Below are 15,426 nucleotides of genomic sequence, written 5' to 3'. Positions count from 1 at the left end.
TATGGTGATATATATTGCAGGGTCTATTTCTCTTTTCAGAAGAAAGCGGAGCAATCATTTCCGTTTACAAAGGCAAAGCAAGCACGGGGCTTTCCGTCGGCTAAAAGGTCGGGCGGCTGCGCCGTTTCCCGATAAATCTTCCTCTCGCTTCGCTGCGAGTGTATTTATCGGGAAAACCTTGTATCCGACCGCCCCATGCAAAAGAGCCTTTGAAAACGAAAACGACCGCCCCGCCACCCACCGACCGAAAGGGGAAAAATAAGGTGGGGTTATATGGGTAAGCAGACGGCAGGGACAGCCATAGCCGAAAGGCAGGCAGACGGCACGCCGCAGGGTATTTACGGAGAAAATACCGTAGCTTATTAGGGAATTTTCCGAGCCGCAATACTACGTATCGCTGAAAATTCCCCAATAAGGCAAGGGGCAAGCCCCTCTGCACACCCCATCGGGGACGGCATTTCGCCGCCCTCAAAGATAGTCAGATTTATTGTTTCACAAGCCAGAAAAGAAAGGAATATATGGGTTTCGTAGTTTTACACATGGAAAAGGCGCACGGCAGCGACAGCGGAACGACCGCACATATCGAGCGTTTCATCATACCGAAGAACGCCGACCCCACACGCACGCACCTAAACCGCAGGCTCATCGAATACCCCAACGGGGTGAAAGACCGTTCGGCGGCTATACAGCAGAGATTAGAAGAAGCTGGGCTGACACGCAAAATCGGAAGCAACCAAGTACGGGCTATCCGCATCAACGTATCGGGAACGCACGAGGACATGAAGCGGATAGAGGAAGAGGGGCGTTTGGACGAGTGGTGCGCCGACAATCTGAAATACTTCGCCGACACGTTCGGAAAGGAGAACATCGTGGCGGCTCACTTGCACAGGGACGAGGAAACGCCGCACATACACGTCACACTCGTCCCCATCGTCAAGGGAGAGCGAAAGCGCAGGAAACGGGAGGAGCAGACGAAGAAGCGATACCGCAAGAAGCCGACCGACACCGTGAGACTGTGCGCAGACGATATTATGACACGGCTGAAATTGAAGTCCTACCAAGATACCTATGCCGAAGCGATGGCGAAATACGGGCTGCAAAGGGGCATAGACGGCTCGAAAGCTCGCCACAAGTCCACGCAGCAGTATTATCGGGATATACAGAAACTCGCCGACAGTCTGAAAGCGGAGGTGGTGGATTTGCAGCAGCAGAAAGAAACGGCGCAGGAGGAATTAAGGCAGGCGAAAAAAGAGATACAGACCGAGAAGCTGAAAGGGGCGGCAACTGCTGCAGCCGCCAACATTGCCGAGAGTGTCGGTTCTCTTTTTGGCAGTAACAAGGTCAAGACGTTGGAAAGGGAGAACACCGCCCTGCATAGGGAGGTAGCCGACCACGAGGAAACCATCGAAGCCCTGCAAGACAGAATACAGACCATGCAGGCAGACCACAGCCGGGAGATACGGGAAATGCAGCAAAAGCACGGCAGGGAGATAGCGGACAAGGACACAAGGCACAAGCAGGAAATATCGTTTCTGAAAACGGTAATCGCAAAGGCGGCGGCATGGTTTCCCTACCTGCGTGAAATGCTCCGTATCGAAAACCTGTGCCGCCTTGTGGGATTCGATGAAAGGCAGACCGCAACGCTCGTCAAGGGAAAGACGTTGGAGTATGCGGGGGAACTCTACTCGGAGGAACACGGACGGAAATTCACGACCGAAAAGGCTGGGTTTCAAGTGCTGAAAGACCCCACGGACGGGACGAGGTTGGTTCTTGCCATTGACCGAAAGCCCATTGCCGAGTGGTTCAAGGAACAGTTCGAGAAGTTAAGGCAGAACATACGGCAACCTATACAGCAGCAAAGGAAAAGCAGGGGTATGAAACTGTAAAGCTCCAATTTTATACAGCGAGCAAATAAATCTATTGCAACATAAGTGATTATCACAACTTTTCACTACCTTTGTGGTTGGATTAGGGAAACTCCGTCCAAGACATATTAGAAAAGAAAGAAGCGTTATGCTTATCTTGTTGTTGAAAACGTAGGAAATTTTCAAAATGAGCAAGGATGGCATAGTGGTTCTCACGCTATAGCGTGGGCTGCTATTACTACATCTGCTCATTAGGTTTTTCCTACGACCTTCAACAAAGACGTGGCATTGCAGTTCCACGCTTCGTGGTTTAATAATAAAAGGTCTTAAGGAGCTGGAAAGACAAACATAGTACTATGGACATGACATCTCTTTGGGGAAGACTTGCAAAATTGCAGAGTTTCTTTCAGGATGGTTTGAATGTGGATGAAAATTCACATTTGCCAGAAGCGGATTTACGCAAGATAAGTCTTGGCAATCTGTATGTATATCAACAACAAGGTGTATTGAACACATTCGAAACTGGCGTAACTCCCTCTGTTCGTAAAGTTATTTTAGGTGAATACTTTGGTATAACGGATAGGGATAGTGCCATCGAAACTTTGAATTGGTTGTCGCAAGCTCCCTCGCAAACAATGTTTCACTATGCTTATACGGCTTTTCTTCAAGGAGGGGGTAATATAAGCAGGAAGTGGCTTAATGAAAATGAAGAATTGAAAGAACACACCGATTTCCGAAATGACTGTTTGGAAAAGTTGGAAACGATGGAGGAAAAATATCCGGACATTGAACAAGCTGGAATTGTCGTATCCAAAGAAGAAATGGGCAAACTCGGAGTACTTGCGTGGGATGCAGGAAGATTAAACTTTATCAGCAGACTTTGCCTTGAGCAAGAGTACATTGTAAAAGAAGAATGTATGCAGTGTATCAATGCCGCTTACGAGATGACCAAAGAAGTTTATACCAATTGGAAAGACTATGCTTATAGTTATGTTCTTGGTCGTACTTTGTCGATGGGAACTACCAACATGATTGGATTGGCAGAAGATTTACTGACAGATACCAAAAGCCCTTGGACTTATATAAAATGGTGATACTTTATTAAAAAATATTTATTAACTCTACATTTTTTTTGAATTATGAAAACGTTTAATTATGCTCCAGCCTCTCCTATCAAGGATAACATTACAATGTTGGCTGTATCAGTCGGTATGGTTGTCGTGCCGCTCGTTTATCCATTCGGTATAAGAATAGGCAGTACCCGAATACTTGGCCCTACGAGTACTGCCATTGTTTTTATAATCGGAGGACTCGTTCTCTTGGTAATAACATTGAACAAGGTTCATCTTGCCCGTGCTTTGGCGGCGAACGGAGGAAAAATCGTTGTCGATGCAGATAGTGTAACCTATCCTATAATAAAGAAAGGGGAGAAAACCGACAAGTATTAACCTGTAAGAAGTAATTAATGACAAAAAAGAAATTGCCCGTTCGTTTCACGGGTCAGCACTTTACCATTGATAAAGTGCTAATAGAAGATGCAATAAAACAAGCAAATATAAATAGTCAGGATACGGTTTTGGATATTGGGGCAGGCAAGGGATTTCTCACTGTCCATTTATTAAAAATCGCCAACATTGTCGTAGCTATTGAAAACGACACAGCTTTGGTTGAATATTTACGAAAATTATTTTCTGATGCCCGCAATGTTCAAATTGTCGGTTGTGATTTTAGGAATTTTGCAGTTCCCAAGTTTCCTTTCAAGGTGGTGTCAAACATTCCTTATGGAATTACTTCCGATATATTCAAAATTCTGATGTTTGAGAGTGTTGAAAATTTTCTCGGAGGTTCCATTGTCCTTCAGTTAGAACCTGCTCAAAAGTTGTTTTCGAGTAAGCTCTATAATCCATATACTGTTTTCTATCATACTTTTTTTGATTTGAAACTTGTCTATGAGGTAAGTCCTGAAAGTTTCTTGCCACCACCAACTGTCAAATCAACTCTGTTACGCATTAAAAGAAATCAGTCTTCTTTTGATTTTGAGCTTAAAGTCAAATATTTAGCTTTTATTTCCTGTCTGTTACAGAAGCCTGATTTATCTGTCAAAACAGCTTTAAAGTCGATTTTCAGAAAAAATCAGGTCAGGTCAATTTCGGAAAAATTCGGAATAAACCTTAACTCCCAAATTGTCTGTTTGTCGCCAAGTCAATGGAAAAACTGTTTTTTGGAAATGCTGGAAGTTGCCCCCGAAAAGTTTCACCCTTCATAATTCAAAGTTGGTTTGTCAAGATGATTTTTCTGGTTTGCTGTCGTTTTTTAAGCTGCCGCATAACTCTTAAATATGCGAAAGTTAAAACAATATTTCATATTTACAAAACATTGTGATTTTTTTATTTAAAATATCGGATATAAAACATCTTAAATATGACGATGAAGAAGGAGAATTGGAAATCTTCTTGACGGATGATACACAAATAACATTGCATGCAGGATTCTTTGAATCTTTCGAGCGATACGAGGAATTTTTCGCTTTGTTGAAGAAGTGAAGAGGCTAACAAGTTCGATTTATGCGGATAATGGCGTGTGGCTCAATCGCTTTTCGTGGTGATTGAGCCACGTGTTAGCCGCAACCTTGAAAAACAAAAAATACAATGAATAGAATATTGGCACTATACATCTTTTTACTATTGTGTGGCACGGTTTCCGCACAACAAATCGTAGAATGGAGCGATTTGCAGACTATAACAGATAACTCACGGCGCACGGTCTATTATAAAAAAGGCAGAAAACAGCCGTTACGGGGAAAATATCGCATTATACGAGGACTTGACGAGGAGTGTGTTAAATTTTCCGATGGCATGATAAACGGTGATTATCGCCGCTATCGTGATGGGGTGCTGCGTGAATCGGGTATATATGCCAAAGGCAAGCGTAACAGCACATTCACGGAGTATTACCAAGACGGCGTTACTCCCCGAAAGGAAACACCCATGCAGCAAGGCAAGATAGACGGAACTGTAAAGACCTATTTTCGTAACGGCAAAATAGAAGCCGAAAAGGAATATAAGCAGAGTGTGGAGAGCGGGCGGGAGCGCCGCTTTGACAGCAAGACAGGAGAGCAGATTTTTGAATCTCATTATATCGACGGGAAAAAAGATGGCGAGGAGTGGGAAATCTTCGAGGATGCGAGCACGCTTCGCAGCAGGATAATACGCCACTACCGTAACGGAAAACTTGACGGCTCTTATCGTGTGGAATCGACACGGGACGGCAAACCCTATATAACTATCGAGGGACAATACACTGACGGCGAGAAATCGGGGCAATGGATAGAACATAACTATGATAACAATACCCAAACCTGCACATGGCATGGTGAAGGTGGGGCTTAAACAGAGATGAAGATAGTTATCATAATACTACTTTTAACGCTTGCATCGGTCGTAAGCTGCGAGCCACCCATGCCGCCGACGGACGAGGAAATGATACGCCACTTCGCCACGCACGAGGCGGCATTCGACAAGATACGCAAAATCATGGCGGAGAGTTCGGAGGGAAGCTTTCACTATCCACCGCTCTCTCCCTGCGATATTCTCATCCTTGATTCGGCAGGACAAATATCCTACCAACCGAACCAAGTGCAGGACACGCCGGTACACGGGTTATCAAGATCTGACCGAATACAACTCGACTCCTTGTTGTCAGAGATTGGATGCGGTCTTGTCCTTGTTGACCGCAGGGAGCAGGAAACGGCAGATTCGGTATATGTGAGCTTATTTATGCTGTACTACTCCCACGGCATCGTGGATGCGGGAACATCCAAGAGTTTCGTTTACGATCTCGAATTGAGAAGCCGCCGTGACATCCGTATCACCGAACACGGCGACCTGAACAAAATTTACCGCAGGACATACAATGACACTACGCTATACAAGCCCGTCAAGGAAGGCTGGTATATAGAGTTAGACCATTCACGATAATTTTCTTTTTTCGCAAGTCGATTTTATAAAATTGTCACCGAAAGTTCGTACTTTCGGAAAAAGATGTTATATTTGCAAATGAAAGAGTTATTTGACAGCATAGCAATGTAAAACGCTGAAATTCGCACAGTTGCTAAATCGTTACCTCTATTTCTCAAATAATTCGCTAAAAGTTTATTTCTCAATCGGTTAAGTCAAACCGAGAAAAATCTAAAATAGTAGTTTGTACATGATGAATGATTCACCAAAAGACAAGAATGCTCTCAATCGGACAAGACTAACAGCATTCTTTGTCGGAGAAGTTTTATTCCTGAAGATCCTCTTCTGCCTGAGAATCCTCCCGGGGAGAATCTTTTCTATAAGACAAAGGAGCAACTCCATAAAAAGACTTGAAACAGCGGCTGAAATAACGTGGAGAAGTAAAACCCAACCGATACGAGATTTCTGAAATATTATATTGTGGTTCTTCCTGCAGCAACCTTAAAGCTTCTTCCAATTTCAGCTTCATTGTAAACTCATTCGGAGTTAACCCCATAACTTCTTTCAGGCGAAGGAACATTTTGCTCCGCCCCATATTCAATTCGGAAGCCAGCATATTCATATCAAAGTCCGGATTGTCAAAATTACGTTTTATGACTTCTGATGCCGTATCCAGCAGTTTCTGATCTGCAGCCGTAAAGCCACCGGCCTCCTGGGGGATCATAGCTTCTGTCCTACTCAACTTTTTCAGCAACAATCGCCTGTTTCTTAGCAGATTATTGCAACGTGCCAAGAGTAATTTCACATTAAAGGGTTTTGTGATATAATCATCTGCTCCAAACATATATCCTTCTATCGTATAATCTATTGAAGATTGTGCTGTAAGCAATACAACAGGGATATATGCCAATTCCAGAGAATTCTTAATTTTATAGCACATTTCCTTGCCAGACATCACCGGCATCATAACGTCACTCACTACCAGCTCCGGCTGCAACTGTTGAGCCAGTTCAAAACCCATTTGTCCGTTTGACGCTTTATATACAATATAGCTTGATGAAAAAATACCTTCCAACATATCCAATACTCCTTCATCATCTTCTACCAACAATACACGAGGTTTTCCGGATTCTTCTTTCTCCTGCCCTGCATTCATCTCACTCTCTTCAGACTCTTCTTCCGGTAATGGTTCCACCTCATCGTAGACAATAGCTTCCCAATCCAATGCAGGTACCGTTACTTTCTCATGTTCCAACTCTTCCTTAGTAAAATGGTTGTTGCCCAGAAGCAGTTGTATTTTAAAGCTACTTCCTTCTTCCAATACACTTTCTACGGTAATATCACCTCTGTGAGCCTCAATTATTCCTTTAGTAAGAGCCAGCCCGATGCCACTTCCAACAATCCCCCTCTGTTGCTTTTCATTCCCTTGATAAAAACGTTCAAAAATTCTGGATAAATCATCCTGGGGGATTCCACATCCGGTATCTGATACAGTTATTTCCATTATCTGCTGCTTCCTGACTGATACCTTAACACTTTTCCCATCAGATGTATATTTAAAAGCATTCGATAACAGATTAAACACTGCTTTCTGCATCTGCACAGGATCAAACCAGACTTCCATCTTCTCATTGGGATGTTCAAACGTATATACTATATTTCTTTTCCGGGCAAGTTCCCAAAATGAACGGTAAACATCTTCCAGAAATGGCACTATATCAACACACTCTACTTTCAATTTCATGAATCCCTGTTCCTGTTTTCTAAAATCCAATAGTTCTGTAATCAAAAAACGTAGATTCATTGCATTCTTATGAATACTATGTAATCTGCGATAAACAGAAAGTGAAAGCTTTTCTGATTGCAACAACATCTCTATCTGCCCAACGATCAAAGTTAACGGAGTACGGAATTCATGGGATATATTAGTAAAGAAACGAAGTTTCATTTTATTCACTTCTTCTATTCGTTCCTTTTCATCCTTTTCTTTGGCTAATGAAAGAGCCAGTGCCTTACGGGCATTTCGTACCCTCAGGAAAACATATATAATTCCTGCTACTATCAGGAAATATACCAGATAAGCCCAAAAACTACGATACCAGGGATAATGTATCACAATGTTAAGTGCTATTTCCTCTCCCATATCCTCACCCAATCTATTTTTTGCCTCACGTACTTTCAATACGTAATTCCCCGGAGCAAGATTTGTATAAATCAGTCGCAATTGGTTTGTTGATATCCAATCCTTATCAAAACCTTCTAATTTATACTGATACCAGATACTTTTTTCTAATTCGATATAGTTAGAACTGGAAAAGTCCACCATCAGATTATTCTGCCAAGACGACAAATCGATATGCTGTATAAATGGCAATGATTCCTCCAATACATGTTGGGTATCTCCCGGACACACCTTGACATTATTGACAAAAAGACTCACAAAATAAAGTTCAGAAGTGTCACTCTCATCATTCATATATAAATCTTTCTCACGAAATGAAATAACACCATCTACCCCACCGATATAAACCATGTCGTCATCCGCTACACAAATTCCACCTCCATCTGCAACTGCAGAAATCATACCTTTTATAGCTCCCAACTCAACCGAATACATCGAATGGCTAAAAGGTGAATAAATAGAGATTCCTTTATCATTGGTTATCAATATATTATTTAGAGGAGATTCAGCCAGATTATAACAGAAATTACTTAGCAAACTATTTTGTTCAGCTGTGTAATGTTCCCACTTCCCTGTATCATAGTTATATGAAAACACTCCATTACCTATAGTCGAAACGTAAACAGTTCCATCCTTAGCTTCCATTATCTTAGTAATCCGTACCTTACGGTTTTCTAATGTGTCAAAGTGCACAGATTCGATCTTGCCCCAATCACTTAAAGATAATCTATACAAATCCAAATCGGCAGCTAACCAAACATATCCCCGGGAATCAATTTCAAATGTCTGAAAAATATCTTTATTGCTGATTAATTGGAATTCCCCTTTATCCGGATGCATACGCCAGAAGCCATTCCGGGCTGTCACATACAACCAGCCATCTTTAAATAGTGAATAATAAATAATATGGTCAGGACCTTTTCCGGTACGTTTATAGTCATCCAAATAATTATGAAAATGATTAGTTGCTCTATCATAGAGGCTAAGTCCTCCCGTATATGTACCTATATATATTTGGTCACGGCTTTCATCATAAGTAATAGTCTTCACATTATCATGCAAAATTGAATTCTTACCACTCTCAGTAGTATAATAGGTAAAAGTATTCGTTTTCCGGTTGAACCGATTTACACCTCCTCCATCCGTACATATCCAAAGGTCACGCCTCTTATCTTCTATTATTTGCCCTATAATCGGATAATTCAAACAATTATTGTTTGCCTCGGCATAGACGTAATACTTAAATAAATCCTTTTTCAGATTGAAATAATTCACACCTCCATAATAAGTGCCAACCCAGATAGTACCTTGCCTGTCCTTATAAAGAGAAAATACAGATTCATGTGATAACGAACCAGGATGAAAGTTCGGACGATATACACAATAAGTATCCGCACTGGGTCTATACATCTGTAATCCATCAAAAGTACCGAACCAGACATTATTTTGGTCATCCTCCACAAAACTACGTATCTGTTCACTTACTACACGATTGGAAGCAGATGTTTCTTTTTTCAGAATTCCATCACGCCCTATCTTATATAAGCCTCTCATGCGGGAAGCAATCCACAATTCATTTCTGCTACTTACAAATAATTTAAAAATCTCGATTTCCGGTAACAGGCACTTTACGGTTTCTTCTTCCAGTACATACAAACCTTTGGCTGTTCCAATCCATATTTTATCCCCACTTTTAGCCATACACCAAATTGTTGGAGTATTTAACTTCTGATAAAAAGACAGGGAGTCAGCCTCAGCATTATATCTAAACAAGGAATCACCGGCAGCACACCAGACTTCATTATCAAAAGCAGCAATGGAACTTATGCCTGTAGGATATATTTCCTTAAAACGTTCTTTTCTAATATCATATTTAATTAGCGCTCCATCTGTCTTCAGAAAAACATCCCCGTAAAAGTCACCTACGATTTGATCGACTACTCCATTGATGAACTTCTTCTTCCGAAGTTGATTATCTATGATTTCATAAGATTTATATGTAGAAAGTCGTTCGCCATCATAGATATTAACCCCCTCATTTGTCCCAAACCACATACGCCCCAAAGTATCCTGGTAGATGGCCAGAACCGAAAGATTTGAAAGTCCATCTTTCATATCCAGTTTCTTGAAATACTGTCCATACAAGTTAATGCAAAATAACAATAAGACAGGTGTTACATAGTATTTGGTTCTTTTCATATAAATTATTAATTTCTCAAAAGCAAAACTATAGAAATAATTCAAATAAGGCAAATAAACTATTAAAATTATAGTTTTCTCGGTTTTAATAGTTTCAAGCTATGCCAATAACGTCCATTTTTGTAGCACAAATTGTGTAATCATCTAAAAATGAAATGTATCAAAGAGAGCTACTTTGAAATTTTCTATACCTTTGCACTAATCTTAAAATCAAAATACAGAAAGCCATGAAAGGAATTTTCTTATCAATACTATTGTTTTTATCAACGTTAAGCATACAAGGTGCTGAGTCAAATAAAGAATACACATTATGGTACAATCGCCCGGCATACAACCGTGGGGGAAACTTTAGCCAAATCGCAGCAAGAGGATTTCCTTATGATGAAGATTGGGAGAAATGGTCACTCCCCATTGGGAATGGTGCTATGGGAGTCTGCATCTTCGGACGAACTGATGTAGAACGTATCCAATTAGCAGAGAAAACGATGGGTAACAAGGGTGCCTATGGTATGGGAGGATTCACTAACTTCGCAGAAATCTACCTGGATATTCATCATAACTATGCACAAGATTACAAGCGCGCACTACGCTTAAATGATGCAATTTCCACTGTAAACTACAAACATGAGGGAATAGAATATGCCAGAGAATACTTTGCCAGCTATCCTGCCAATATAATTGCTGTAAAATTAAAAGCCAGTCAACCGGGTAAGGTGTCATTTACACTTCGCCCGGTCTTGCCGTACCTGCATTCGTTTAATGATGAACAAACCGGACGTAGCGGACAAGTACACGCCGAAAAAGACCTCATAACATTGAAAGGAGAAATCCAATACTTCCATTTACCTTACGAAGGGCAAATAAAAGTAGTGAATTATGGGGGAACACTCTCCTGCTCAAACAAGGGTGAGAACAACAGCACTATAGATATAAGCAAAGCCGACAGCGTAATACTATACATATCCGCTGCCACTTCTTACCAACTGAAAGACAGTGTCTTTCTTTTACCAAATGCAGAAAAATTCAAAGGCAACACCCATCCGCATAAACAAGTTTCTGAATGTATTGGGAGAGCTGTAGAGAAGGGGTATGAAGTCCTGCGCAATGAACACATTGCTGACTATCAACAACTCTTCAATAGAGTTGATTTCCAATTGACAGAAGATATCCCCTCTATCCCTACTGACAAGTTACTATACCAGTACCGCAACGGAAAACGCGATGCATACTTGGAAGAACTCTTTTTCCAATATGGACGCTATTTGTTGATAGCTTCTTCACGCCGAGGCTCTCTTCCCCCCAACTTGCAAGGTGCCTGGAACCAATATGAGTTTGCTCCCTGGTCCGGAGGATACTGGCACAATGTAAATGTACAAATGAACTATTGGCCGGTATTCAATACAAATCTGACTGAACTCTTTATCCCATATGCGGACTATAATGAAGCATTCCGCAAAGCTGCAACTCAAAAAGCAGTTGATTATATCACTCAAAACAATCCGGAAGCACTAAACCCGATAGCCGAAGAAAATGGCTGGACAATCGGTACCGGAGCTACGGCATTTGCCATAGAAGGTCCCGGAGGACATTCTGGCCCGGGAACAGGAGGTTTCACAACCAAACTATTCTGGGATTACTATGATTTCACCCGTGATAAACAACTACTGAAAGATCATGTCTATCCGGCACTTATGGGCATGGCCAAATTCCTGTCCAAAACATTGAAACCCCAACCTGACGGAACGTTACTGGTAGATCCGTCTTTTTCACCGGAACAGGTTCACCAACAGGTTTATTATCGATCTAAAGGATGCATATTCGACCAAAGTATGATTCTGGAGACATACCGTGACTTATTGCATGCTGCCGAGATTCTGAAAGTTAAAGATCCGTTCCTGAAAACTGTAAAAGAACAAATCGGAAAATTAGATGCTATATTGATTGGTGAATCCGGCCAAATAAAAGAATTCCGCGAGGAAAAGAAATATGGAGAAATCGGACAATACCAGCACCGGCATATATCCCAGCTATGCGCTATGTACCCTGGAACCATTATTAATGCCGGCACCCCGGAATGGTTAGAAGCAGCCAAAGTAACTCTGAAAGAGCGAGGTGACAAATCAACAGGATGGGCCATGGCTCACAGGCAAAACCTATGGGCACGAGCAAAAAACGGCAACCGTGCCTATAAACTATATCAAGACATTCTGACTTACGGAACCTTAGAAAACTTATGGGGTTCTCATCCTCCTTTTCAAATAGATGCTAATTTCGGAGCTACTGCCGGAGTAGCGGAAATGCTACTACAAAGCCATGAGGGATATATTGAACCCTTACCCGCCATCCCGGATAATTGGGATAAAGGGAGCTTCAACGGACTAATGGCACGTGGGAACTTCCAAGTCTCAGCCACATGGGAAAACGGTGCAATCCGGAGTATCCGGATTATATCTAATAAAGGAGAGCTTTGCCGGATAAAATACTGCAAAGCAGCAAGTGCACAAGTGACCGACAAGTATAACAAACCAATTAAAATCAAACTTTCCGGTAATGATATCTTTGAATTCAATACCCGAAAAGGAGAAATATATGAAATCATTTTCTAACACTTCAATCATTTATCATTAACAGTATTATGAAAAAACTACATTTAATTGCTTTTACTATCCTGTCTCTGTTTTCATTCCCGATGCAGGCACAAAAGCTCTTGCCTGCCGAACAGGAGATAGAGCTACAATACGGTGCAGACCGTTTAGGAAAGCGATATGACGCAGCCATGCAAAAGTTCCGTGAAAACCGGCTGGGAGCATTTATTCATTGGGGATTGTACGCCATTCCCGGAGGAGAATGGAACGGTCAGGTATATAACGGGGCTGCCGAATGGCTCAAGTCATGGGCAAAAGTCCCTGCTGAAGAATGGCTACAACTTATGAAACAATGGAATCCACAGAATTTCGATGCAAAGAAGTGGGCTAAAATGGCCAAAGACATGGGAGTGAAATACGTCAAAATTACGACTAAACACCACGAAGGTTTCTGTCTGTGGCCAAGTAAGTTTACAGAATACACCGTAGCTAATACCCCATACAAAAGGGATATTTTGGGAGAATTAGTGAAAGCCTACAACGAAGTGGGTATCGATGTACATTTCTACTTTTCCGTTATGGACTGGAGTCACCCGGACTGGCGCTACAGTATCAAAAACCAAGAAGACGAGATCGCCTTTCAGCGCTTCCTGGCATTCACCGACAACCAGCTTAAAGAACTTGCCACCCGCTATCCCACTGTCAAAGATTTCTGGTTCGACGGAACCTGGGATGAAAGTATCAAGAAGAACGGTTGGTGGACCGCACATGCAGAACGTATGTTGAAAGAACTCATTCCTGGCGTTACAGTCAACAGCCGACTACGTGCCGATGATTACGGCAAAAGGCACTTTGACAGCAACGGACATCTTATGGGAGATTACGAATCAGCTTATGAACGTCGCCTCCCCGATCCTGTAAAGGACCTGCAAGTGACCAAATGGGACTGGGAAGCGTGTATGACCCTTCCTGAAAACCAATGGGGTTATCACAAGGACTGGTCTTTGAGCTATGTAAAGAATCCGGTCGAAGTGTTGGAAAGAATCGTCCATGCTGTATCTATGGGTGGAAATATGGTAGTAAATTTCGGTCCACAAGCTGACGGAGATTTTCGTACCGAGGAAAAAGAGATTGCAAAAGCCATAGGCAAATGGATGCAGAAAAATGGGGAATGCATATATGCCTGTGATTATGCAGGTTGGGAAAAACAGGACTGGGGATATTATACACGTAAAAAGAATAGCGTTTATATGATAGTATTCAATCGTCCTTATTCCAAGCAACTCACAGTAAAAGTTCCGAAAGAAACCCAAATTATCAATGCCGTATTGCTGAATGGAGAGAAAATGAAAGTTACAGAGACTGCCCGCAATGAATATAACGTGGGAGTACCTAAACAGGATTTCCAAGAACCTTTCGTCATAAAACTGGAAATAAAATCCTCTAAAACATCTACTAATAAATACCATGAAGCACTTACTTAAAAAAAGAAATATGAAGCGTTTAATTATTTATTCCATTTTGTCCATAGTAGCGATTTACTCATATGGACAAAACAGTTTCAACAAAACTGATATAAAATCTATCATGAAAAGTGTTGCTGATTGGCAAATAGCCAATCCGGCAAAGGGGAATGAACATGATGATCTGAACTGGACATATGCCGCATTGTACATGGGCATGATAGATTGGGCCGAGTTAACCGAAAAAGAAGACAAAGACAGTTCTTACTATGAATGGTTGATGAAAATAGGCCGCCGTAACGCCTGGCAGGTAGGAAAATACATGTATCATGCAGATCATATAGCTGTGGGACAGGTATTCCTGGATATGTACCAGAAATATCACGACCGGAATATGTGGCTTCCTACACTGGCACGTACAGAATTTGTGATCAATCATCCGTCAGCCAGTACACTGGAACTGGATTACAGGAATATGGCAAGCCTGGAACGTTGGTCATGGTGCGATGCTTTATTCATGGCACCTCCTGTCTATGCTAAAATGTATATGCTGACCGATGATTGGAAGTACATTGAATTCATGAACCGGGAATATAAAGCTACCTACGACTATTTGTTTGATAAAGAAGAAAAATTATTCTACAGAGACCACCGTTATTTCAACCAAAAAGAAGCTAACGGCACAAAAGTATTCTGGGGTCGTGGAAACGGTTGGGTACTGGGAGGTCTTTGCGAAATCTTGCAGACTTTGCCCCGAAATAATATGCACCGCCAGTTCTACCAGGATTTATTCATTACCTTGTCCAATCGTATCATTCAATTACAAGGAAAAGACGGATATTGGCACGCCAGTTTACTGGATCCGGACTCATATCCTTCACCCGAAACAAGTGCCACCGGCTTCATCGTATATGCCTTAGCTTATGGTGTAAATGAAGGATTATTAGATAAAGCAACCTTTATGCCTGCCATAGAAAAAGGATGGAAAGCCTTGGTAAAAGCTGTAGAAAAGGATGGAAAGCTGGGCTATGTACAGCCCATCGGCGCCGATCCAAAGAAAGTGACCCGCGAAATGACCGAGGTGTATGGTGTAGGCGCATTCCTGTTAGCAGGCAACCAAATCTACAAAATGGCCAAGTAAAATAAAGAATGATCATAACATAAAAATAGTAACTT

10 protein-coding genes are annotated in these 15,426 nt (G+C 41.7%); 9 read left to right on the top strand and 1 reads right to left on the bottom strand.

The genetic code is table 11. The features are described from left to right. Positions 1–518: 518 nt before the first annotated feature. The 6 genes from mobV (at position 519) to DWW10_RS11435 (ending at position 5,842) form a co-directional block, all read left to right on the top strand. On the top strand, positions 519–1,886 hold the full coding sequence (mobV, locus tag DWW10_RS11460; protein ID WP_054858168.1) for a MobV family relaxase: 1,368 nt from the start codon (positions 519–521) through the stop codon (positions 1,884–1,886). 335 nt (positions 1,887–2,221) lie between these two features. Continuing rightward, positions 2,222–2,959 carry a DUF1266 domain-containing protein gene (locus DWW10_RS11455; protein ID WP_008144975.1) on the top strand — a complete coding sequence of 246 codons (738 nt, stop codon included), beginning with the start codon at positions 2,222–2,224 and terminating at the stop codon, positions 2,957–2,959. A 45-nt stretch (positions 2,960–3,004) separates the two neighbouring features. Then, positions 3,005–3,313, top strand: a complete 309-nt coding sequence (locus DWW10_RS11450; protein ID WP_229532930.1) for a hypothetical protein — start codon at positions 3,005–3,007, stop codon at positions 3,311–3,313. 17 nt (positions 3,314–3,330) lie between these two features. Continuing rightward, positions 3,331–4,131: a 23S ribosomal RNA methyltransferase Erm gene (gene erm, locus DWW10_RS11445; RefSeq protein ID WP_117749078.1), complete on the top strand. Its 801-nt coding sequence runs from the start codon at positions 3,331–3,333 to the stop codon at positions 4,129–4,131. Between the two features lie 382 nt (positions 4,132–4,513). After that, the gene (locus tag DWW10_RS11440; protein ID WP_008144979.1) at positions 4,514–5,254 is read left to right on the top strand and encodes a toxin-antitoxin system YwqK family antitoxin; all 741 of its coding nucleotides are present in this window, start codon (positions 4,514–4,516) and stop codon (positions 5,252–5,254) included. 6 nt (positions 5,255–5,260) lie between these two features. Then, positions 5,261–5,842: a DUF4948 family protein gene (locus tag DWW10_RS11435; RefSeq protein ID WP_008144980.1), complete on the top strand. Its 582-nt coding sequence runs from the start codon at positions 5,261–5,263 to the stop codon at positions 5,840–5,842. Positions 5,843–6,146: 304 nt separating this feature from the next. On the opposite strand, the gene DWW10_RS11425 is transcribed toward DWW10_RS11435, so the two are convergent. Beyond that, the gene (locus DWW10_RS11425; RefSeq protein ID WP_118421404.1) at positions 6,147–10,202 is read right to left on the bottom strand and encodes a hybrid sensor histidine kinase/response regulator transcription factor; all 4,056 of its coding nucleotides are present in this window, start codon (positions 10,200–10,202) and stop codon (positions 6,147–6,149) included. A gap of 227 nt (positions 10,203–10,429) precedes the next feature. Between DWW10_RS11425 and DWW10_RS11420 the strand changes: the two genes are divergently transcribed. From DWW10_RS11420 to DWW10_RS11410, 3 genes are read left to right on the top strand one after another with little or no spacing between them, the layout of a single operon-like run. After that, positions 10,430–12,808, top strand: a complete 2,379-nt coding sequence (locus DWW10_RS11420; protein WP_022392508.1) for a glycoside hydrolase family 95 protein — start codon at positions 10,430–10,432, stop codon at positions 12,806–12,808. Positions 12,809–12,837: 29 nt separating this feature from the next. Next, entirely contained in the window at positions 12,838–14,271 is a 1,434-nt protein-coding gene (locus DWW10_RS11415) for an alpha-L-fucosidase (RefSeq protein ID WP_022392509.1), read from the top strand. A 10-nt stretch (positions 14,272–14,281) separates the two neighbouring features. Further along, positions 14,282–15,391, top strand: a complete 1,110-nt coding sequence (locus DWW10_RS11410) for a glycoside hydrolase family 88/105 protein (RefSeq protein ID WP_022392510.1) — start codon at positions 14,282–14,284, stop codon at positions 15,389–15,391. Positions 15,392–15,426 lie beyond the last annotated feature (35 nt).

This window comes from Bacteroides intestinalis (genome assembly GCF_003464595.1).
GTDB lineage: Bacteria > Bacteroidota > Bacteroidia > Bacteroidales > Bacteroidaceae > Bacteroides > Bacteroides intestinalis_A.
This window is presented reverse-complemented; position numbering and strand designations above follow the sequence as displayed.